16 protein-coding genes are annotated in these 19,208 nt (G+C 41.5%); 5 read left to right on the forward strand and 11 right to left on the reverse strand.

Annotation, left to right across the window (positions count from 1 at the left end; genetic code table 11):
• The 4 genes from CTT31_RS22340 to CTT31_RS22355 are packed head-to-tail and all read right to left on the reverse strand — an operon-like array spanning window position 1 to window position 4,188.
• Window positions 1–1,629 carry an FAD-binding oxidoreductase gene (locus CTT31_RS22340; RefSeq protein ID WP_260492580.1) on the reverse strand — a complete coding sequence of 543 codons (1,629 nt, stop codon included), beginning with the start codon at window positions 1,627–1,629 and terminating at the stop codon, window positions 1–3.
• Between the two features lies 1 nt (window position 1,630).
• Window positions 1,631–2,491, reverse strand: a complete 861-nt coding sequence (locus CTT31_RS22345; protein WP_260492581.1) for a class I SAM-dependent methyltransferase — start codon at window positions 2,489–2,491, stop codon at window positions 1,631–1,633.
• A gap of 2 nt (window positions 2,492–2,493) precedes the next feature.
• Window positions 2,494–3,387 (reverse strand): N-acyl amino acid synthase FeeM domain-containing protein, encoded by an 894-nt coding sequence (locus CTT31_RS22350; RefSeq protein WP_039496296.1) that lies wholly within the window; start codon window positions 3,385–3,387, stop codon window positions 2,494–2,496.
• Between the two features lie 27 nt (window positions 3,388–3,414).
• Window positions 3,415–4,188 (reverse strand): DNA alkylation repair protein, encoded by a 774-nt coding sequence (locus CTT31_RS22355; protein WP_099029832.1) that lies wholly within the window; start codon window positions 4,186–4,188, stop codon window positions 3,415–3,417.
• A 323-nt stretch (window positions 4,189–4,511) separates the two neighbouring features.
• Here CTT31_RS22355 and CTT31_RS22360 point away from each other — a divergent pair, with 323 nt between their 5' ends.
• Together CTT31_RS22360 and CTT31_RS22365 are read left to right on the forward strand one after the other, a co-directional pair.
• Window positions 4,512–5,036, forward strand: a complete 525-nt coding sequence (locus CTT31_RS22360) for a MarR family winged helix-turn-helix transcriptional regulator (RefSeq protein WP_099029833.1) — start codon at window positions 4,512–4,514, stop codon at window positions 5,034–5,036.
• A 3-nt stretch (window positions 5,037–5,039) separates the two neighbouring features.
• Entirely contained in the window at window positions 5,040–5,663 is a 624-nt protein-coding gene (locus CTT31_RS22365) for an FMN-dependent NADH-azoreductase (protein WP_211856744.1), read from the forward strand.
• A gap of 181 nt (window positions 5,664–5,844) precedes the next feature.
• Here CTT31_RS22365 and CTT31_RS22370 read toward each other — a convergent pair whose 3' ends face one another.
• The gene (locus CTT31_RS22370; RefSeq protein WP_260492582.1) at window positions 5,845–7,863 is read right to left on the reverse strand and encodes a S9 family peptidase; all 2,019 of its coding nucleotides are present in this window, start codon (window positions 7,861–7,863) and stop codon (window positions 5,845–5,847) included.
• Between the two features lie 166 nt (window positions 7,864–8,029).
• Here CTT31_RS22370 and CTT31_RS22375 point away from each other — a divergent pair, with 166 nt between their 5' ends.
• Window positions 8,030–8,443: a VOC family protein gene (locus CTT31_RS22375; RefSeq protein WP_260492583.1), complete on the forward strand. Its 414-nt coding sequence runs from the start codon at window positions 8,030–8,032 to the stop codon at window positions 8,441–8,443.
• 43 nt (window positions 8,444–8,486) lie between these two features.
• Here CTT31_RS22375 and CTT31_RS22380 read toward each other — a convergent pair whose 3' ends face one another.
• The 6 genes from CTT31_RS22380 to CTT31_RS22405 all read right to left on the reverse strand — a co-directional run bounded on the left by CTT31_RS22380 (window position 8,487) and on the right by CTT31_RS22405 (window position 15,783).
• Window positions 8,487–11,198: an Ig-like domain-containing protein gene (locus tag CTT31_RS22380; protein WP_211856739.1), complete on the reverse strand. Its 2,712-nt coding sequence runs from the start codon at window positions 11,196–11,198 to the stop codon at window positions 8,487–8,489.
• Between the two features lie 108 nt (window positions 11,199–11,306).
• On the reverse strand, window positions 11,307–11,843 hold the full coding sequence (locus CTT31_RS22385) for a GNAT family N-acetyltransferase (protein WP_211856737.1): 537 nt from the start codon (window positions 11,841–11,843) through the stop codon (window positions 11,307–11,309).
• Window positions 11,840–12,373 carry a GNAT family N-acetyltransferase gene (locus CTT31_RS22390; RefSeq protein WP_211856735.1) on the reverse strand — a complete coding sequence of 178 codons (534 nt, stop codon included), beginning with the start codon at window positions 12,371–12,373 and terminating at the stop codon, window positions 11,840–11,842. The genes CTT31_RS22385 and CTT31_RS22390 overlap by 4 nt, the downstream gene beginning before the upstream one ends.
• A gap of 62 nt (window positions 12,374–12,435) precedes the next feature.
• Window positions 12,436–13,164 (reverse strand): 5-oxoprolinase subunit PxpA, encoded by a 729-nt coding sequence (locus tag CTT31_RS22395; RefSeq protein WP_260492584.1) that lies wholly within the window; start codon window positions 13,162–13,164, stop codon window positions 12,436–12,438.
• Window positions 13,165–13,173: 9 nt separating this feature from the next.
• Window positions 13,174–13,974, reverse strand: a complete 801-nt coding sequence (locus CTT31_RS22400) for a D-glutamate cyclase family protein (RefSeq protein WP_211856731.1) — start codon at window positions 13,972–13,974, stop codon at window positions 13,174–13,176.
• Window positions 13,975–13,986: 12 nt separating this feature from the next.
• Entirely contained in the window at window positions 13,987–15,783 is a 1,797-nt protein-coding gene (locus CTT31_RS22405; RefSeq protein WP_260492585.1) for a glycoside hydrolase family 3 protein, read from the reverse strand.
• A 483-nt stretch (window positions 15,784–16,266) separates the two neighbouring features.
• Here CTT31_RS22405 and CTT31_RS22410 point away from each other — a divergent pair, with 483 nt between their 5' ends.
• Both CTT31_RS22410 and CTT31_RS22415 read left to right on the forward strand, forming a co-directional pair.
• Window positions 16,267–16,611, forward strand: coding sequence for a VOC family protein (locus CTT31_RS22410; protein ID WP_010603872.1), 345 nt, complete (start codon window positions 16,267–16,269; stop codon window positions 16,609–16,611).
• A gap of 348 nt (window positions 16,612–16,959) precedes the next feature.
• Window positions 16,960–19,185 (forward strand): EAL domain-containing protein, encoded by a 2,226-nt coding sequence (locus CTT31_RS22415; protein WP_249122336.1) that lies wholly within the window; start codon window positions 16,960–16,962, stop codon window positions 19,183–19,185.
• Window positions 19,186–19,208: the final 23 nt, after the last annotated feature.

Below are 19,208 nucleotides of genomic sequence, written 5' to 3' on the forward strand. Positions count from 1 at the left end.
CTAAACGTATCTACCTGGAGAGATAATGTGATTTGGGTCGATACTAGATTTTATGTTTCTAGTTAGCTTATGTGCACTTAGCTGTCGTTCATTAAATAGTTGTACTTGCCCAGAGCCAATTCGATACGGTACAAATCCATTGCGTAAACCGGCCTCATACAAAGCTTTATAGCAAGCTATCGCTTGCTCACTTTCGGTTGTGCTGCTCGCTGAAAAGAGTATTGGAAGCGTGCTATCAAAAGCAAAAGGTGAGATGCTCGTTAAAGTGATTGGAGCATCAAAGCCATAAACGTTACATATATCTGTAACCATCTTGACGTAACGATCACAATCCTTCCCTGACATAGATACTATTGGTGCATACCAAAGCAGTCCACACTTATCTCTCGCAGGGTTGAGGTTTTCATCGGGTGGAGGATTTCTTGCTCTCCAATATGCTAAGGGGAGGGCTACTTCGTCTGGCTTTCCAGCCATCATTGATAGGCCTTTACCCATTTTTTCAAGGAGTGTAGTTACGTTTTCTGAGCAAACCTTAGGCAAGTAGCTTACGGCTGACTGCAGAAAACTGAGTTTTGCTTTATTGATAAAGAGAATTTTTACAGTATTAGGGGACAGCTGTTTTTTAATGAATTTTTTTGCTGACTTTACACTGTCTTTAGTTCCGTATATGGCACCAAACCCAAACCAAGATTTGATATTGTGTACCGATGCATATTTTTCTATCTCATTTGGATCTAGTGGGTTGGTATTTCTATTATTTCTTAAAGATGCTAGTGTAGAATTCATCGTGATTGTGCGAGTTGAATTAATAATGTTAATCCCACCAACTCCTAAGCTGGGAATTGACAAAATATTTCTAACTGAATTTACAATGCTTTCGAGGCTTTCTGACTCAGGCAGCCAAAAGTAAAATGACATTACCTCAGGTGTTCTGCGGGCTAGAGTGATTGTGGCACTAGTGACTATTCCATAATTACTTTGGCAAAATAGGCCGTCTGAATATGGGCCAATTCCCCATTTATATGCGGCACGATATCCCTTTTCCTCCAAAATTTCCGACATGGGAGATTTATATTCTTCCCCATTCGGCAACACTGCATTTATTGAGATTATGGACTGAAAATGGTCTGAAATCGGTGTTATTCCATAACCTTTTTCAAGTGCGTTACCAAGTATACTGCAATCAGGTCCAGCCCCTGTAACAGGAACTAAAAAGTCAGTGTTTCTATCTTGGAGAAATTTATACAATTGACCTTGAGTAACTCCTGGCTGAAGTTCTATAAGTCCTAGTTCGGCGTCGAAATAAACAATTTCGTTTAACTTGGATAAATTAACTATAATACTGATTCGGCCATCGCATTCCGTTGGAGGGATGGCACAACCATATCCCCAGTTTTTTCCTGTACTCACAGGATGTAGTACGAGATTATAAGTGTTAGCTATCTTGACTATATCTTTAATTACCTCAACGTTAAGTGGGTAAACAACTCCTTGTATCGAGCTCGCTCTCTTAATTGTGTCTGCTATAGAGAGCTGATCGATGTTGTTACCAAAGTGAGCTTCGACAGAGTCTGATAGCTCATCGAATAACGTCTCGAGCAGATCTGTTGAGTTTGTAAAGTCGTTCATTTTAAAAATTTAACCCTGAAATACGTAGGAATAATTTAAGCTGATTAAAATCCGACTTTCTATCCTTTGGTAAACGCTGATACATTTTAGATATTGAATTATCTAAGCTATTATTTTTCTTTTTTTTCCCGTTTGTAATAACTACAGATACTGGACTGATTGGTGTGGAAAATACTTTAAAATCACTACTTAGGTTATCACTTACAACTTTTTTGAACTCTTCTATTGAAAATGCTGCTTTAAGTGAGTAATAGTAATCTTTTGCCAGTATAGAATTTTGTTCCAAGCCAGAGCGGGATACAAAATAATCTATAGATTTTTCTTTTTTTAATTTTCCGAAATCATTTATGTATAGGAATCCACCAGGTTTTAATACTCTAGATATTTGTTTGAAAGTTTCATTTAAATGATGTAAGTCGGGAAGGTGGTGTAATGCCATTGAAGAACATAAAACATCAATACTATTATCTTTAATAGTGCTCAATTGGCAAATATCCTCCTCACGAAAACTAATGTTAAAAAGCCCTTTATCATTAGCTATCTTCTTTGCTTTTTCAAGCATCGGGAGTGATAAATCAACACCTAAAAATTGACATTGCGGATTTAACTGCGCAATCATGCTTAGCAAAATACCTGAACCACACCCTAAATCTAGCACTCTATCATTAGGGGATAGTAAAAAGCATGTTTTGGATAAGTGATATAAATAAGTGCCAGACAGAGTTCCTGAATCTTTGCCACCTTCAGTGTAAGCTTCCACAGCCGGTATATTATCCATAATTAATTCAGGTTCAGCCTCTCGAACAAAGTCTGAGTGTCCAAGTAGCTCTCTATATGCTGTTTTAATAAGCCCAATGTCCATTGTTATCCATTCCTATTCAATGATTTAAAACTTTCAAAATAAAAATCTTTTATTTTCGACATGTTTTCAAAATTAATTTGAAACTCACTTAGTGCGAGTTCAGTATCCTCTTTACTCCATTGTGGTATTTTTTGAAACTCAGGCTCAAATGGAGAGCTTTCAGGAATGAAAACGTTGTCAAACTTTTTCTCACAAAAAAATTCATAAAGATTTGTGTTGCTATTTATCATAAAACCTGAGCGATTATATATTTCTTTAAATTTCTGGATTGCATTAGGTACATCGAGAGTTAGAGCTACCGCTAGAGCATTATTATATTTAGGATGATTTTTTATTTTTCCTAGCTGACTGAATAACAACACATCTCTGAAAAATCTTAGACTGCTTGGGTGAACAGATATCGCGAGGTTATCAATATATCGAGAGCGCTTAGCCCAGCGAAACATAATGTTATACAGCATCAATGAAACGCCAAATCCTTTTTTAACTGCCAATGCACCTACTTCTGCAACTCTCCTTTCAGCTTGACGAATCGACAATATCTCTTGTTGGTGAATGCTCTCCATTGGTAATCCAATGTATGAGTCCTCTATTAGAGATAAAGTACCAACAACTTCATCGCCTTTCTTTGCGATAAATACAGTCGAACTTGAACTAAGATTGAAGGCTGTAAGCTCAGGCATAGGCTGGTTCTTAGGTATAATGCCTCTCTCTTTATACATGTAATCAATTAAGTTTATCGCTTGCTTTCTTTCGTCATAACTATTTGCAAGCTTATATATGACACCATTGTTTTCTTTTATTGATTTACATATTTTTTTAAATGCTAAAGAACGATAAACTGAAGTTGGTATTAAGTTTTCTAAAGACAGCTTTTTATATTTCAACGTGTCCATGTGATACTTCCTTTGGTATAAAAATATTTAGATTTTGATAGAGCGTGTAGCTTTTTCTAGTAATCTATGAGAGATAGGTGTCTCACTTTTCTGCCACTTATTACATATATTTAAAACCCAATTTGGATTATCTTTTGCACAGTCATTTAACCAGTTAGCAACAGAGTCTATGACATATTTGTCTTGGTCAGACTTAAGGTTATTTAGAATTACTTCTGCTAATTCAGGAGCTTTCTTTAATTCAGGTATATGTTTACACCATACACCGCGGGGCCTAATACTCTCTGATGCAAATCGCCTAATTCTAGGTGAGTCGGAATATGTTAATGGTTCCAGTACGCTAATTGCTGCTGTAATATCGGAAGCTATGTCCGCCCTAACAGCAAGCCAAGACCATTCACGAACACCAAAGTGATGGTCATCAATCAATGGTATAAGTGAGCCTATTTTTTGTTCTAGATTAAGGTTGTTATCACAGCCAATAGCGTAGGCAACCCACCCTCGAACTGAGTCGGAAGGATGTTTCTGTAGCGCTAATTTATCTTGCGGAGACAGTTTTGAATTTAACAACACTCCCATGGCTGACATTCTTTTCGTGATCCCTAAGTTTCTCGATTCAGATATAGAAATAAGGTCATCGGAAGTGAACAGACGCAAAGATGTTGCTAACTCTGCAAAATCAACCTCCAAGCATTCGACTAATGTCTTAGATTCCGTAATCCCATGATTTAATTTATCTAATTCTAATTGGGTTAGTTGTCCTTTTCGGCTAGCCCCTTTTTCCCTTGTTGCCGTATTCATTTTTCATATAACCTATAACTGTTTAGCCATCTAATAACTTGACATCTAACTATTTGGTGCTACAGTAAATCAAATTATCAACTCAATGTAAATAAAAAACAAAAAATGTTTCTTTGTGTGAATTTTTGTTTTATTTGATGTTGTGTTTTCGGAGGCGCCTCATCTCTTAAGTTGATTTATGCTTTAGTGTTGGTTATCCGCCGATATTTTAGCTGTTTCAAGGCTTGAATCGACTCGACTCATGGTAGAATGGGTGGTTTGTTAAAAATTTATTCTCTTTGTGATGCTTCGTGTTGTGTAAAGTTAAAAAATTGAGGTGATTTATGTCTGAAAATAAAGAGTTCAGCTTTTCTGAAAAATATAAGCTACTCCTCTCATTAGAAGGTCGAAAGACTGACATTATAAATATGCAGTCCGTTTTTATTATTTTATCGATGGCAAACTTAATTAATTTAAGTTGCCAGAAAGAATTAGGTAAATACGATATGCAGGAGAATAGACTTGTAATACTTTTAAAATTATACAAAGAAAAAAAATCTTTACAGGTCAGTGATTTTTCAAAGCTACTAGATATTTCCTCTGCTACGGCGACAAGCTTATGTAAACGTTTGGAGAGAGATGGGTTAATAACAAAAGTTCGCTCTGAAAGTGATAATAGGCAGGTTTATACCACGCTAACAAAAGAGGGAATTAGTTTTGTTGAATCAATAGCTTTTTCTCATAAAGACTGGATCGTAAATTTACTTGATGGAGTAAATAAAGACGAGCTTAGTCAGTTTTTTACTTTGGCAAAAAAAATTAGTGTTGAACTCAACAGTAATATTGAAAATATATCAAAAAAGGAATGATAGATGAAGATTCTTTATATTTCTTCAAGTGTTCGAAGCGAACAGTCACTTACTAATAAGCTTGCAAATGAGTTTATTGCGAAGTTGCAAACTCGATTCCCTGAAAGTGTGGTCGTTTCTAGGGACTTGGGAGACCATCCGGTTAAAGGGCCTGATCTGCAATGGACTCAATCAAATACAACTCCAGATTTGGATAAAAGTTCACATGATTGGGATGTGTTGGCTCAATCAGATGCGCTTATTGAAGAAATTGTAAGTGCGGACAGAGTTGTTATTTCAGCACCTATGTATAATTTTTCCGTCCCATGGACTTTAAAGTGCTACATTGACAATATCGTACGAAACGAGCGTACTTTCACAATTGACCCAGTAGAGGGCTTTAAACCAAAACTATCAGCGGATAAAAAACTGGTATTAATTACCTCAAGTGCTGGTAGCTATGAGTCAGGTACGCCAATGGAAGCCTATGATTTCTGTACACCTTATATTCGTTCTGTATTTGGGTTCATGGGACTCACGGATTTTCATGCAGTATCAGCAGTTAATCAATGGGCAAGCGAAGAAATGAGAAATGAGGCGATAAACGAAGCACATGATGCTTTGGAGGCGTTGTCGGTCTCTTGGTAATATGGATGAGTTTTGACTAGAGAAAAATTATTTAAATCTATTCACTGCTTACTCTCTAATAACTAGGCTATAAAACTGTTCTAAATTAATATTGGAAGTTATCGATATAGGTCAGTTTATTCTGACAATATCGATAACTTTATCACCCTCAGAATTGTTATGCGCCTGAGGAATAATTGTTTTATTTCTTCGGGTCGTGCTTGTCGAACCACCACTGAATATAAGCTACTTTGTTTAGCAGGTTAGATGGCCTTTTGGTTATTCCGTGTGAGGCATCTGGAATTCTGACCATAGCTGTTTCTACACCTTGTAGCTTAAGCGCTTGATAATACTGCTCAGTTTCTGAGATTGGTGTACGATAATCCGCTTCACCTGTCAGTAGCATGGTTGGGGTTTTTACATTACCCACATAGCTAATAGGCGAGCGTTTCATATAATGTTCCATGTGCTCCCATGGTTTTCCTGGGAACCAGTAGTCCGCAAAAAATGGATAGAAATCTGCTGTTAATACAAAGCTATACCAGTTGATCACCGGTTTTGCTACGACTGCTGCTGCGAATCTATCCGTGTGACCGACAGTCCACGCGGTGAGCACGCCGCCACCTGAACCGCCCGTAACAAACAAGCGGTCTTTGTCTATATAGCCTTCGCCAATCAGGTGATCTACACCTGTCATTAGGTCGTCAAAGTCATGGCTTGGGTAGTTATGGTGGATAGTTTGAGCAAACTCTTTGCCGTAGGAGTCGCTGCCTCGTGGATTCATAAAAAGCACTACGCTGCCTTGGGCAGCAAAAAGCTGTACCTCGGCGCTAAAGTGTGGGCCATAGTTTGCAACTGGGCCACCGTGGATCTCAAGTACGAGCGGATACTTTTTAGATTTATCGAACCCAGGAGGGTAGGCGACCCAAGCTTGAATTGGCAGTTGATCATGTGTCGACTTTAGCCAAACTTCTTCAACTTTTGCCAGTGTTTTATCGCCAAGGGCATCTTCGTTAAGCTTTGTAATTGGTCTTGGCTCGCCGCGTTTTACAATTGCGACATCGGCAGGGCGCTGGGTATCTGCGAGTGTAAAAGCCACTAATCCACGGTCACTGATGGCATAGTCACCACCTGAATAGGGGCGACCAAAACTAACACTACCAATGGCATCCGTTATCTGCTCAAAACGCCCTTTTAACGGCTGATAGCCAAGTGTGGTTTTCCCTTCACTGTCATAACTCACATAGACGCCACGGCTGTTGGCGGCCCAAGTGACAGAGGCAAGGCTTCTATCTAAATCGGCTGCATAGGTTTTGGTTTCGCCTGATTTGAGATCTTTGACATAGAGTAGGCTATTCTCGTAATTGGTTTTTTTATCATCATAACCAAGGTAAGCCAGATAGCGGCCATTAGGTGACACCTCTGGGTGATTATCTGGGCCAACTCGGTCAGTTACTGCTGTGATTTCAAGCGAGTTTAGGTCTAGCTTATAGACTTCGCTGTTGGTTGGGTTTAATTGGTTATCCTTGTGGCGATTAGCCGAAAAATACAGCGTCTTTGCGTCATCAGCAAAACTCAGTTCGCCGCCATGATCAAAGTTGCCAGAGGTTAACTGTTTTGCGTTGCCACCGTTGGCGTCAATTTTGAAAATATGATTAAAGCCCGGTTCGGTATAACCAGCACCGTCGGCGCGATAGTATACCTCATCGATAAATACGGGGGGTTTTGCCCATTCTGCCCCTTTAGGTTTCCCTGCAACAGATACCGGTGGTGCCTTTTGGCTGGGAACAAACTGGCTAAAGTATAAGCTTTTACCATCTGGTGACCAATGTAGTCCTGATGGTCCATGGGCTAAATTGCTGATCTTGGCAATGGCACCGGTTGCTAACCATTTCACATAAATTTGGCTGCTACCGTCGCGAGTAGAAACAAAAGCGATGCGATCATTACTAGGCGACAGCACAGGAGAATAATCCATGTGCAATCCAGAGGTAACTGGCTGCATTGCATTGGTAGCAAGGTCTACAGACCAGATATTACCGACTTTTCTATCACTTTTGATATCCATGCGGTTGCGTACGAAGAAGACTTTGTCACCGTCATTGGTGATGTCAATTTGATTAGCATATTCAAGATTAAATATATCGGTTGGCTCAAGCGATGCGGCTTGCACAGCGCAAGCTGAGCTTGCAATCGCGACGCCTGCTAGAAAGTATTTCATGACTCATCCTGTTTCTAATTATCATTTCCACTATGCGCCATATTGCAGCTTAATCAACTCTTTGCGGTGAACAAATTAAAAATCCATAAAAAAGTGCTTTACCTCAACTTAGCTTGCGGTTTTATTGTTGCTACCAGTTAGCGAAATTTATAATGAAGAGGATGATATGTACTTAGAACACGTAAATTTGGTAGTTAGCGACCTAGAAGAGGTGCTTCACTTCTATCGCGTCGCATTTCCTCACTGGAAAATTAGAAGCAAAGGGCAAGGCGAGTGGTATGGCAAAGCACGAACCTGGCTGCATTTTGGTGATGACTACCAGTATATAGCGTTTAGCGATCACGGTGAGGGTCAAAACAGATCACTCGAAGGTCACCAAGTCGGCTTGGCACATTTTGCCTATGTGGTTCAAAGTATCGAGCGTGTCGTCAATAGGTTAACCGAAGCAGGTTATGTAGTCGATAAAGTCGGAGCGCAGCATCCACACCGAAAAAACGTTTACTTTATTGATCCAGCCGGATATGAAATTGAGTTTGTGGAATATATGAGTGATCTGCCCTCTGAGCGTAATAGTGACTAATGTAAAAAATAGGCCCAAACTAGGGCCTATTCGTGCGTTATATCTATTGTTGATAGTTTGACCAATGTTTAATTTGTTCAAATACCGCTTTCGGTGGTGCCGTTTCCTCATGCACTAATTGAATGTCGGTATGCATGATGGACCGTTTAGGATGCATTTCAGTCGTTTGATGCGAATGACCGCTGTTCGCACCACTCCAGAAGCGTGTAAAATTCAGTATTAAGCTTGACCATTCATCGTAGTCAGTCAAAATGGATGTGTTTTCACTGTCATCATTGAGGTTAAAGTCCACTAAAACATCAGAAGTGCTGCCATTACAGTTGAAATCAATGGCTTCTGAGTTGGGATTATTAAGGCCTTTTGATTCGTCCAATTTGGCTTCGTCTAATGGCAGGTTTTTACCATGAGAGTAGTCAATAACAAAGTTCGTAATATCATCTGTCGGGCCGTTTAAAATTGCAGTGCCTTCCGGAAAGCAGTTTTCGTTTTTACGGAACCAGCGACGTAAGTATCGATCGCCTTCGTTATTGCCAATGGTTGATAACCCACTGAGTTGATACAAATAATTCATCACGCTAAAGTGATTTGGCTTAAAGTTAGTATTTTCATTGCCGCCGTGATACAAACCGAGATTATGCCCCAATTCGTGCATAATCGTTCCTGCTTGGTAGTTGTAGGTCACATTGGTCATGAGCTCAGACTCTAAGTTCAGTCCCCAATTCCCCAGCGAGATAATAAGGTCGTTGCCAAATAACTCAGCTAAGCCAGAAGATCCGCCACTGCCGTCTGCTTCTTGACTGTTTGCCATCAGCATATAGTGAAAAATTGGCCGGCGTTTAAGGTCAAAATGCTTGGCTTTATGATCAAGAATACTCGGCGCTTGCTCTGAACTTGCAAAGGTTGTGGTTTGTACAAAGGGGATCTGCTCGCCGCCACCCAAATCATGTTGTTCAGGTGATAAGCCTTCTGTTTGGTGATACAAGTTACCTACGTCAAAGTGCACTGCTATATCTTGAGCTGCAAACGCCGCTTTTACTTTGTCTAGTGCGGGTTTGTGAGGCGTAATACCTGCATCATTACTTTCCATATAGTCAACTTCTATGAAAATATCTCTGACGCCAGCTCTTGCACCCCATTCGTATAAAGGTAAGCCTGCGAATGTGCCACCAGGCTGCTCTGAACAATCAGGGATTCCATCTAAGTCCTCATCTTTATCACAGAGCACATCATTATTGCCGCCAGGTGTAAAAAAGGCGGCAGATTGCCAATCGCTAATCGAATTGGTATCTGTTAATAGGCTTGTTCTGACAAGGCTTTGACCTAGTTGATTTGAAACTGGTAATAACTCGGCACTTTCTTGCCATTCTGAAGGCGTTGCTGGTGCTTTATCACTTTCACCAAAACGGACAAAATCAACCGTTTCACCTTGCTTGTTTTGTAATTCGACATACCCAGATATATACCATGCTGGCGCAAACTGTCCATCGCCGACTAGCATCAACTGATTAGAGCTTGTAACGCTGCGCTGCCATGTTTGAGGTCCATGTTCATTTTGCACTACGATATATTCGCCCGGTTCAAGTAGCTGTGACTTCAACGGAAAGACTTTAGTGCCGCCATCATCGTAGTTTTCCAACTCGATGCTTTCGGCAACAAGTTGATAATTACTCAAATCGATAGTTTCGTCTGTACCGTTGTAGATTTCTACCCAGCGGTTATCATCGATGTACCTAGACGATGAAATCTCGGTGATAAGTAAATCTTTCTGTCCAGTAACAAAAGTAAGCTTTTCAGCTTGGGCGATGGCAGTCCCATAAAAGTTGGTCACCGTTTCTGAGATGGTTAATTCATATTCAGTGCCTGCTTTAAGGGGCTCCATTGGTGTTAAAGAAAAAGCGTATCCATCTTCTTGCTGTGTTTGTCCTACTGAAAATTCTACGCAAGTTTGATTACCAGATTCTCTTATATGAATTGCGCCATTACACTCTGAAGTACCAATTTCACTTGACCAAGACGCGGACATATTGTCGTCAAAGTGCAGCTGGATCTCACCTGTTAAGCTAACCCGAGTCGCTGAGGACTCTGGCAAACTTGTCATTAGTCGTGGTGCTGTTGTATCGATAATTTCTATCTGAACTTCTGCAGAGTTTGTGAGGTCGCCATCGCTCACGCCGAAGTGCAAAATCTCTTTAGTTATGTTGTTATGAGTTGGGGTATAGCTGTATGTCTGCGTTGTTGCATTAATTAATTCAACAACACCCGAAAGTGCCGGCTCGAAAGTGACCTCCAGTGCATCGCCATCTTCATCTTTTACATCCAGAGTAAATTCTAAGGTGTTGTTATATTCAAGGCTGTGTTCTGACCCTGTAATTAGAGGGGCTCTATTTATTTGTTTGATGGTGACAGAAACTTCTTTTTCTGCCTTATCACCGTCATCATCTGTAGCAGTTATCAAGAAGGCTACTTTGGTATCTTCAGTGACTTCTGGTGCAGTAAAAGAAAGACTAGAATCGCCCAAGGTAAGATCGATGACGTCTGGTCCTGAGGTTTGTTTTATTGTGCGAGACGAAATTGATCCATCACTGTCTGAAATTGTAACCCCACCACTTAGGAAGCTCCGCTCCCCAATGCTTGCTTCGATTGCGGTTACGATTTCTGGTGGAGTATTCTTATCATCACCGCCAAAAAGGTCACAAGCACTCAGGTGTACTAATCCTAAGCTGATTAAAGAGAGTTGAAATATTTTTTTATTCATTATTATTTTCTCTGATTGTTACAATATACTTACTAAAAACTTACCCTTTTTAGGGTCTTTAAGTACAGAGGTTGATGTTAATGAATGTAAAAATAGTCAACGCGGGGTTTATTCTGCTCTCAGCTTGGCTGTTAAAACATGATCTTCCCATTTTCCAGCAATGCGTAGATATTGCTTAGCATAGCCTTCTTGTTCAAAGCCTAGTTTTTGCAACACTCGTGCGCTTGCCACATTGCTGGGCATATAATTTGCCATGATCCTATGCATGTTTCGCTGATCGAACATATGTGAGATTGCAGCTTCTAAGATCTCGGTCATATAGCCTTGACCCGCAAATTGTGATGCTATGGAGTAGCCTAAATAACAAGCTTGAAATGGACCTCGTGCAACTTGGGTGAAGCTACATAGCCCAGCTATCTGAGGCCGTTCTGGTAATAATGCAATAAAGTGATAAGCGGTATCGGATCGTGCGGCATGTTCGGCTTGCTCTGTGTGAGCCAACCAATAATCCATTGAGTAGTAGCTTTCTGGTCGAGACGGCTCCCACGGTGCAAAGTAATCACGGTTCTCTAGGTGATAAGTGACAAGCTTCTCTGCATACTCTGAAGTGAGTGCAACAAGTTTTGTTCTTGCTGTACGGATCATATCCTCAATAACCCAAACTTCTCGTCATTTACCCACTCGCCGTTAATTTGGAAGTTATGTTTTAGCGTGCCTTCAAGCTCAAATCCTAGTTTTTTGAGTAAATGGTGAGAGGCTTGATTTCCTTGCGTAACGGTGGCGATGAGCTTGTGGTAATTACATTCGTGCAAGGCAAAATCAATGACGGCCTTAGAAGCTTCAAAGGCGTAACCCTTTCCTTGAAATTTGGGTGAGAGCATAAAACCTAACTCAGCCTGTTGAAATGGTGTCCACATACTTAAAAATCCGTGTAGCCCGATAGGGGTCGCTGTGGCCGTTTCTTCAATCACTAAGGTGAGCCAAGTGTTATCTTCTTTGTGCCACTGCCCAAGTCCGGCGCTTAAACCATGGTTAAACTTTTCACGCAGTGTAGCTTCATCGGTGATCTCACCGACAAAACGCATGACATCTGGTTGTTGATGAAGTTCTAACCAAAGCGGCCAGTCTGTATTAAGTATAGGTCTTAAGGTAAGTCTTGCTGTGGTGAGCTGCATGTAAAGTCCTTTCGCTTAGTTAACTTTCACTTATTAAACATGTACGGCCAGACTATCACAAATTATTGATTTATCACGTTTCTTATTTCTTCAATTAAGACAATGCTCGCCTCATTGTCACCGTGAACACATAAGGTGTCGGCGCGTAAGGAAAGTGACTTCCCGCTTGCAGTTGTAACACTGCCTTGCTGGTGTAATTGCTTAACTTGCGCAAGTAGCGCTGATTTGTCATGCACTGCGCCCGCTTCAGAGCGGGGAGTAAGTAAGCCTTCATCGGTGTAGAGTCTATCGGCAAAGGCTTCAAAAATCAGTGATACATTATAGTCGTCGGCGAGTTGTTGGTGACTTGCTTGTTGCGCAGTGGCTAGCACCATCAACTTAAGCTCACTTGGATAGTGTGAAATGGCCTTGATAACACAGCTTAATATCCTTTGTGACTTCATCATATCGTTGTAAAGTGCGCCGTGTGGTTTTACATAATTTAGTGTTAAGCCTTGCACCTTTGCCATCCCTTCAATTGCGGCAATTTGGTAATGTAAGGCGTTGATTATCTCTTGCTCAGAGAGCTGCATTGAGCGGCGGCCAAACCCTTGGCGGTCTGGATAGCTTGGATGTGCGCCAAGCGTCACTTGATGCGTGTTGACCAGCTTTAGTGTTTGCGCGAGTACATCAGGATCTCCTGCGTGAAAACCACAAGCGACATTGGCCATGTCGATATGTGGCATTACGTGTTCGTCTAACCCCATTTTCCAAGCGCCAAAGCTTTCACCCAAGTCGCAATTTAATAACATGCTTATTTCCTACTTCGTTACTGCAAGCTCTAAATCTTGTCTATCTGTCACCAATAAATGGTGTGGACTATTCATAATACAAAACTCAGGTGCCGCTTTTGCTATGGCTAACTGAGCTGTCAGGCTGGAACCCCAAAAAACCGGAAGCTGCCCCTCTTTACAAATCAATGGCTCGCCAAAATTGGGCTTGCTAAGATCTTTGATCCCAACCTCATTAGGTTCACCAAAATGAAGTGGTAACGCATAGGGAAGTCGGCTCAGTGTTGCCGCTTGAATGGCACTAATAAGATTTTGCTTGATTAATGGGCGCATCGCCAATATTTGATTTGCCTCGTACTTATCCACTGAGTTGCAAGGCAAGTTACTGATGTAAAGTGGTAAAGGCGTGGTTGGATTCGCCGATGGCGGGTTTATTCCATACTGCGCGAGTAAGTTATCAAAAGAAAGATAACTGGCAAAAGCAAAGGTAACTAAATCGTCGCGCCAGTGCTCTTCTATATTATGGCATTCTTGGGCGAGCTGGCCATGCTTTAAAATCTGATACTTGGGGAGGTGGTAGCGAATGTCTATATCTTTCCCCAAAGTGTCAAAGTTAAAATTACCCGGCTCGCTGGGCGGAATAATTAGCTTGCAAACAGATTGATTACTCTCACAAAAGCGAAAGAATGAATATGCTTCGCTTTGCGGCAAAATAATCACATTACATTGTGTGAACCCAGGCACGAACCCTTTAGTAGGGCCCGTATAATCACCATCCTTGATCATTTTTCTTATTGCATGTGGTGCACTTAAAGAAGCACTGGGATCCATAGATTCCTCCAATTAGTGGTTTACTGTAACAGGCAGTGACCCTTCCGCTTTCGCTATTCCTAAAATCACTTTGGCCAGCGCCGTGTAGGCAGGCCCAGCTACTTTTTTATCATGATTTACGTCTACATTATAAGCATAACTTGCTAATACTGCGTTACTAAGCGGGCCAAAGGTACTAATTTCGTATGGTGCTCTTAGGCTGATAAATAGCTGCTTTTTACCCAGTTTCTGACCGTATTGCAGTAATGCTTTCAGCGCCTCAGGTTGCACATTACGCGCCACCCCATGCTCTCGTAACTTTTTCACATCGTCCATGCCGCCAATCTCTACCGCACTTTGCGGTGGTGATGCATGTGCGGCGATTATCATGTCGGCCTGTTTAATTGCTTCATGTGCAATGTTTGGGTCGTAGGCTTGTAGGCTTGTACAAGAAAGTGTGAGCGAATTTTTGCTGTATGTTTGTAATGCTTGTTCAAGCGCAAAACATTTTTGCCTATCAGGCATGATAAGGTGAACAACTTGAGCGTTACCTCTGAGCGGTAATACACCATCGTTTTTTACTTCGGTGATAGCTGCTAGTGCAAGCTCTGCTTCTAAGCGACGATGGCTTGGATTACCCAGTGTTGAATTGGCAATGGCCAAAGAAGCGCTCGATTGTGGCAGCTTTGTCTTGAGCTTAGCGATACGCGCCATAGAACTGCTAAGTTGTTCTTGGTTTAGTTTATTGGTATCAAGCGCGTCAGCTAGCTGAGCCATATATTGCTCAAAGCGTTTGATGTCTGCACGATTGCGAATAGCAATAGGCATTAGCGCGATATCCACGCCGGCGTTAAACGTTTCAATTGTTGCATCGACTGGATTAAAAAAGTCGCTGATCCCAGCCATATCTAACGCATCGGTGACGGTCACGCCTTGGTATCCCAACTCGTGTCTTAGAAGTTGTGTCATGATCTGATAAGACATAGTCGCGGGCCTTATCATGCTCTCACCTTGAGAGTTAACGACTTTACTGTTGTCGAGCGCCGGATATTGAATATGGGCAGTCATTATCATGCCAGGAGGCGATGCTTTGATTATCTCGGCAAAGGGCAATAAATCTTGCTGGTTAATTTTTTCGCGGTCGTGATCAACGCGAGGTAGTCCCGTGTGGCTATCGACATGTGTATCACCGTGGCCAGGAAAATGCTTTAGCGCAGAGAGAACGCCTGCGGCCTCAAATGCTTTTACCTGCGCAAGACCTAATTTGGCGACCACTGTTGGATTTTCCGAGAATGAACGCACATTGATCACCGGATTGTTCGGGTTGCTGTTCACATCTACTGTTGGGGCGAAGTTTACGTTGATCCCTAAGCTATTTAGCTCCTTTCCAATTGCGCTTGCCACTTTGGTTGCGTATGTATCACCCTGTTTTGGATAGGTTGCTCCAATACTCATATTGCCGGTAAACGACGTTGCTTGTTCACGATTTATTCGCGCAACTCTGCCACCTTCTTGATCGATGGCAACAAATAAAGGAAGTTGACTTTTACTTTGTTGTGCCGCACTTTGCAAAGCATTGGTTAGACTGACGATTTGCGCGGTGTTTTGCACATTTTCGGCGAACAAAATAGCGCCGCCGATGTCGTATTTACTAATTAATTCGGACAGCTCAGGCGGTAAAGTTGTCATCGCTGCTCTACAATCTCCACTTGGCTTTTTGCTTTCACCGCAGTAATAGCGGAAATCGAGCATAAGCTTTTGTCCAAGCATTTGCGAAGTGGTCAGTGGCACTTGTGCTGCTGTTGCGTGAGCTGAAGTGATGAAACTCATGAATGTGATAGTTCCTAAAGTAGTGAGCAGAGATAATAATCGCACAATCAATAATAAACGCTGAATAAAATTGCCTACACTTTAACATTGATTTAGAAGCGACTACAAAATGCTTTCTATTAGGGCCTGTTGATCTTTCAAGTTTGTTTTTGCAGCAGTTTGATTGGTATTTATACAAGGCAGAGCCAGCGTAGCATAGTCATTCTATGTAAGTCTGGCGATAAAGACTTTGTGCTCCTGCAAAGTCACCTTACCCCACATCCTTGTGGGGCAACACAGAAGAGATGCTAATCAAGCGCTGCCCTTTGGGTTCATCTGAGTGCGCTTTGTTCATTGTTGCTCAACTTTTGCCTAGATTACTAGGCGGCAAGTCGAGCGTCGCGACCAAAACACACTCAGAAGAACAAAAATCAAACAGCAAAGGTCAACAGGCCCTAGGCGGTAACAGCATAAATGAAGCACAGATTTTAAAAGGAATAAAAAATGAACAACCATATAAACTATGTAGAATTAGCAGCAAAAGACTTAGTAGCAACACAAGCTTTCTTCGAGCAGGTGTTTGATTGGCAATTTGAATCTTACGGGCCAGATTATATTGCGTTTGCAAATTCAGGCCTTGATGGCGGCTTTTTCCGAGCCGATGTGTCTTCTAAACAAGCGCAAGGTGGAGCGCTCGTAGTGTTATACAGCGATGAGTTGGAAGCCGTGCAAAGCAAAGTAGAGCAAGCGGGCGGAGAGATAAGCAAAGCTATATTTGAATTTCCTGGCGGTCGTCGCTTTCACTTTATTGAGCCGAGCGGCAATGAATTTGCAGTGTGGTCTAAATAACCTGAGCTTAAAAATAATTGGTTAACACATTCCTTATTCAAACCTCAGCTTAAATAACCAAACGATGTGTTGTAAAGCCCCTTTACAGCACACGTAAATACTGAGGTTTTATTGCAATAACCTTTCGTTTTCAGAACAGATAAAAACTTGAATTCGTTGCTATTGTGAACAATAGTTATTAAACACTGATGCAAACATCTCTTTGTGTTTGATACCTACTTATTGCGTGATCAGCCAATAGACTTATCTAATGGGTTTAGGTTTAGCGTAGAAGTGCAGGTGGCAAGGGCAATCATTGTACAAAACACCGCTAAATGCATCATCACCATACTTAGGTTTGATTAGGCAATGAGACGGATATTCTTAGTTGTTGGTATTTTACTCTCCTTAACCATGCTTATGGCTGATAAATTGGGCCTATTCTTATTATTGCCTATTACTTTTATTGCCATCAGCGCTTTAGTTTTTTTGTTTGTAGCACTGCTTTGGTGGCAAGTACAAGATACTAAAAAAATTATGGTTGATGATGGCTCTAGCGTGCCACAAATGGTGTTAGACAGCGATGGTGTTATTCTACAAGCCAATGAGCAAATGCAATCCATACTGGGTGTTGGCAGCTCAGTAATAGGGTTAAAGCTTGAAAATTTAATCGCGGTGAGCGGTAACATCCATAGCGAGGGCAAGAGTGGTGCAATAAGCATGTTCGAAGCGCTTGTTATGCAAAGTTATGGTAATTGCACGACCAAACACAGTGGCAAAGTTATTACTCCTGTTGCTTTACCAATTAAAGTCGCGGATACCGTTACAGGATATCTCTGTTATTTTAATACTAGCAGCAGAGAAAACCGCCTCGCTCAGGCACTAGAAGAAGAAAAAGAATTGCTCGAAGTGACGCTGAGCTCTATTGGTGATGGCGTGATCTGTACAGACGTAAATGGCGTGATCACTTATATTAATCCAGTCACAGAAGCCATTCTCGCGATGTTAAATGAAGAAGTGGTCGGGCGGCGATTTGATGATGTTATGTCTATGTATCACGAAGAAACCAAAGCTTCGGTGAATAAATTCCCTGAGCTTTGTCTAAAGCAAGGTCATACCATTTGTTTACCTGAACTCACTTCCATTACTAATCATCTTGGCCTTACCTTTGCTATCCAAGATTCCTTCTCTCCTATTATAGCTAAAGACGGCAGCTACCTTGGCACTGTAATGGTCTTTCAAGATGTGACAGAGTCGAGATTAATGGCGAAAAAAATGAATCACCTTGCCCATCACGATGCATTGACCGGGTTACCCAATCGCTTATTGCTGCATGACCGTTTAGTGCAGGCTTGTAAACGAGCCAAGCGCATGAGTCACCAGTTTGCTTTGGTATTTATTGACGTCAACAAGTTCAAAAAAATCAACGATTCACTGGGGCACGATTATGGCGACTTATTGCTCAAAGAAATTGCGAGTCGATTAACTCAGCAAATTCGAGGATGCGACACCGTTGCCAGAATGGGGGGCGATGAATTTGTGTTACTCATTGACGGGATCCAAGATAAAAAATATGTACGTAAGGTGGTGAGTAAAGTATTGAGTAGCGTTAATGGACAATATTGTTTGCGCCAAGTTAGCCTAAAAGCCACGGTGAGTGCTGGCGTTGCAATTTATCCTGATGATGGTGACAACACGGAAGCTTTGTTAAAGCATGCTGATACCGCAATGTATCGAGCTAAAAAAGCCACACAAACGGAATTTCAATTTTATAACGCACGCCTAGATCACGAATCGGAGCAGCGTTTAGTGCAAGAAAGTCGGATCATTCAGGGGTTAGATAATCGAGAGTTTATTCCTTATTATCAGCCTATTGTCGATGCGCATACCCGCAAGATTAAAAAACTTGAAGTGCTCGCAAGGTGGCAGCAAGATGAACAATTGTTGGTACCTGAAGACTTTTTTGAAGCGGCATGTGATGGCGATCTGATGGTAGAAATTGGGCAACAGCTCAGAACACAGGCCTTTCAGGCGATGAAAACATGGTTTTACGAGTACGATAATCTCGTGGTTAGCTTTAATTTTTCGCTTGCTGAACTCACCAATAAAACCGTAATAAAAAACTTTATGGAGCAGGCTGCGCAACATCAGTTGCCATCTCGGCAAATTGAAATAGAAATCAAAGAAGTTGACCTGATAGAGCTACTTGATAAAGCACCGGAAGTGATGGCGGAATTAGAGCAAACCGGTATGCGGATCTCAATTGATCATTTTGGTGTCGGGCATACCAGCATGCTGTACTTGCAGAAGCTCACGTTTGAAACCATTAAAATTCCACCGGCTTTCCTTGCGACCCCGCAGTCGGTTGCCTCACAAAATGATATCGCAAAATTGATTGTACAGATGGCAAAGAGCTTGGATGTAGAATGTGTAGCGGTAGGTGTTGAGACCGCGTTGCAAGCTAAGTCTCTTAATCTCAATGGCTGTCACCTTATTCAAGGCAACCACCTTTTCGCTCCCGCTACAGAGTCCGAGATCACCCCAATTCTCAGTATCCACATGAGCGTAGAGCGGCGCAGATTAGGTCAAAACTAGTATTGATAAATTTATCTAAAAAA

The organism is Pseudoalteromonas maricaloris (assembly GCF_024746855.1).
Lineage (GTDB): Bacteria > Pseudomonadota > Gammaproteobacteria > Enterobacterales > Alteromonadaceae > Pseudoalteromonas > Pseudoalteromonas maricaloris.

Bases quoted from the DNA above. Each gene is read 5' to 3' on its own strand.
- CTT31_RS22340 (WP_260492580.1), bottom strand. From the start codon at position 1,629: ATGAACGACTTTACAAACTCAACAGATCTGCTCGAGACGTTATTCGAT.
- CTT31_RS22345 (WP_260492581.1), bottom strand. From the start codon at position 2,491: ATGGACATTGGGCTTATTAAAACAGCATATAGAGAGCTACTTGGACAC.
- CTT31_RS22350 (WP_039496296.1), bottom strand. From the start codon at position 3,387: ATGGACACGTTGAAATATAAAAAGCTGTCTTTAGAAAACTTAATACCA.
- CTT31_RS22355 (WP_099029832.1), bottom strand. From the start codon at position 4,188: ATGAATACGGCAACAAGGGAAAAAGGGGCTAGCCGAAAAGGACAACTA.
- CTT31_RS22360 (WP_099029833.1), top strand. From the start codon at position 4,512: ATGTCTGAAAATAAAGAGTTCAGCTTTTCTGAAAAATATAAGCTACTC.
- CTT31_RS22365 (WP_211856744.1), top strand. From the start codon at position 5,040: ATGAAGATTCTTTATATTTCTTCAAGTGTTCGAAGCGAACAGTCACTT.
- CTT31_RS22370 (WP_260492582.1), bottom strand. From the start codon at position 7,863: ATGAAATACTTTCTAGCAGGCGTCGCGATTGCAAGCTCAGCTTGCGCT.
- CTT31_RS22375 (WP_260492583.1), top strand. From the start codon at position 8,030: ATGTACTTAGAACACGTAAATTTGGTAGTTAGCGACCTAGAAGAGGTG.
- CTT31_RS22380 (WP_211856739.1), bottom strand. From the start codon at position 11,198: ATGAATAAAAAAATATTTCAACTCTCTTTAATCAGCTTAGGATTAGTA.
- CTT31_RS22385 (WP_211856737.1), bottom strand. From the start codon at position 11,843: ATGATCCGTACAGCAAGAACAAAACTTGTTGCACTCACTTCAGAGTAT.
- CTT31_RS22390 (WP_211856735.1), bottom strand. From the start codon at position 12,373: ATGCAGCTCACCACAGCAAGACTTACCTTAAGACCTATACTTAATACA.
- CTT31_RS22395 (WP_260492584.1), bottom strand. From the start codon at position 13,164: ATGTTATTAAATTGCGACTTGGGTGAAAGCTTTGGCGCTTGGAAAATG.
- CTT31_RS22400 (WP_211856731.1), bottom strand. From the start codon at position 13,974: ATGGATCCCAGTGCTTCTTTAAGTGCACCACATGCAATAAGAAAAATG.
- CTT31_RS22405 (WP_260492585.1), bottom strand. From the start codon at position 15,783: ATGAGTTTCATCACTTCAGCTCACGCAACAGCAGCACAAGTGCCACTG.
- CTT31_RS22410 (WP_010603872.1), top strand. From the start codon at position 16,267: ATGAACAACCATATAAACTATGTAGAATTAGCAGCAAAAGACTTAGTA.
- CTT31_RS22415 (WP_249122336.1), top strand. From the start codon at position 16,960: ATGAGACGGATATTCTTAGTTGTTGGTATTTTACTCTCCTTAACCATG.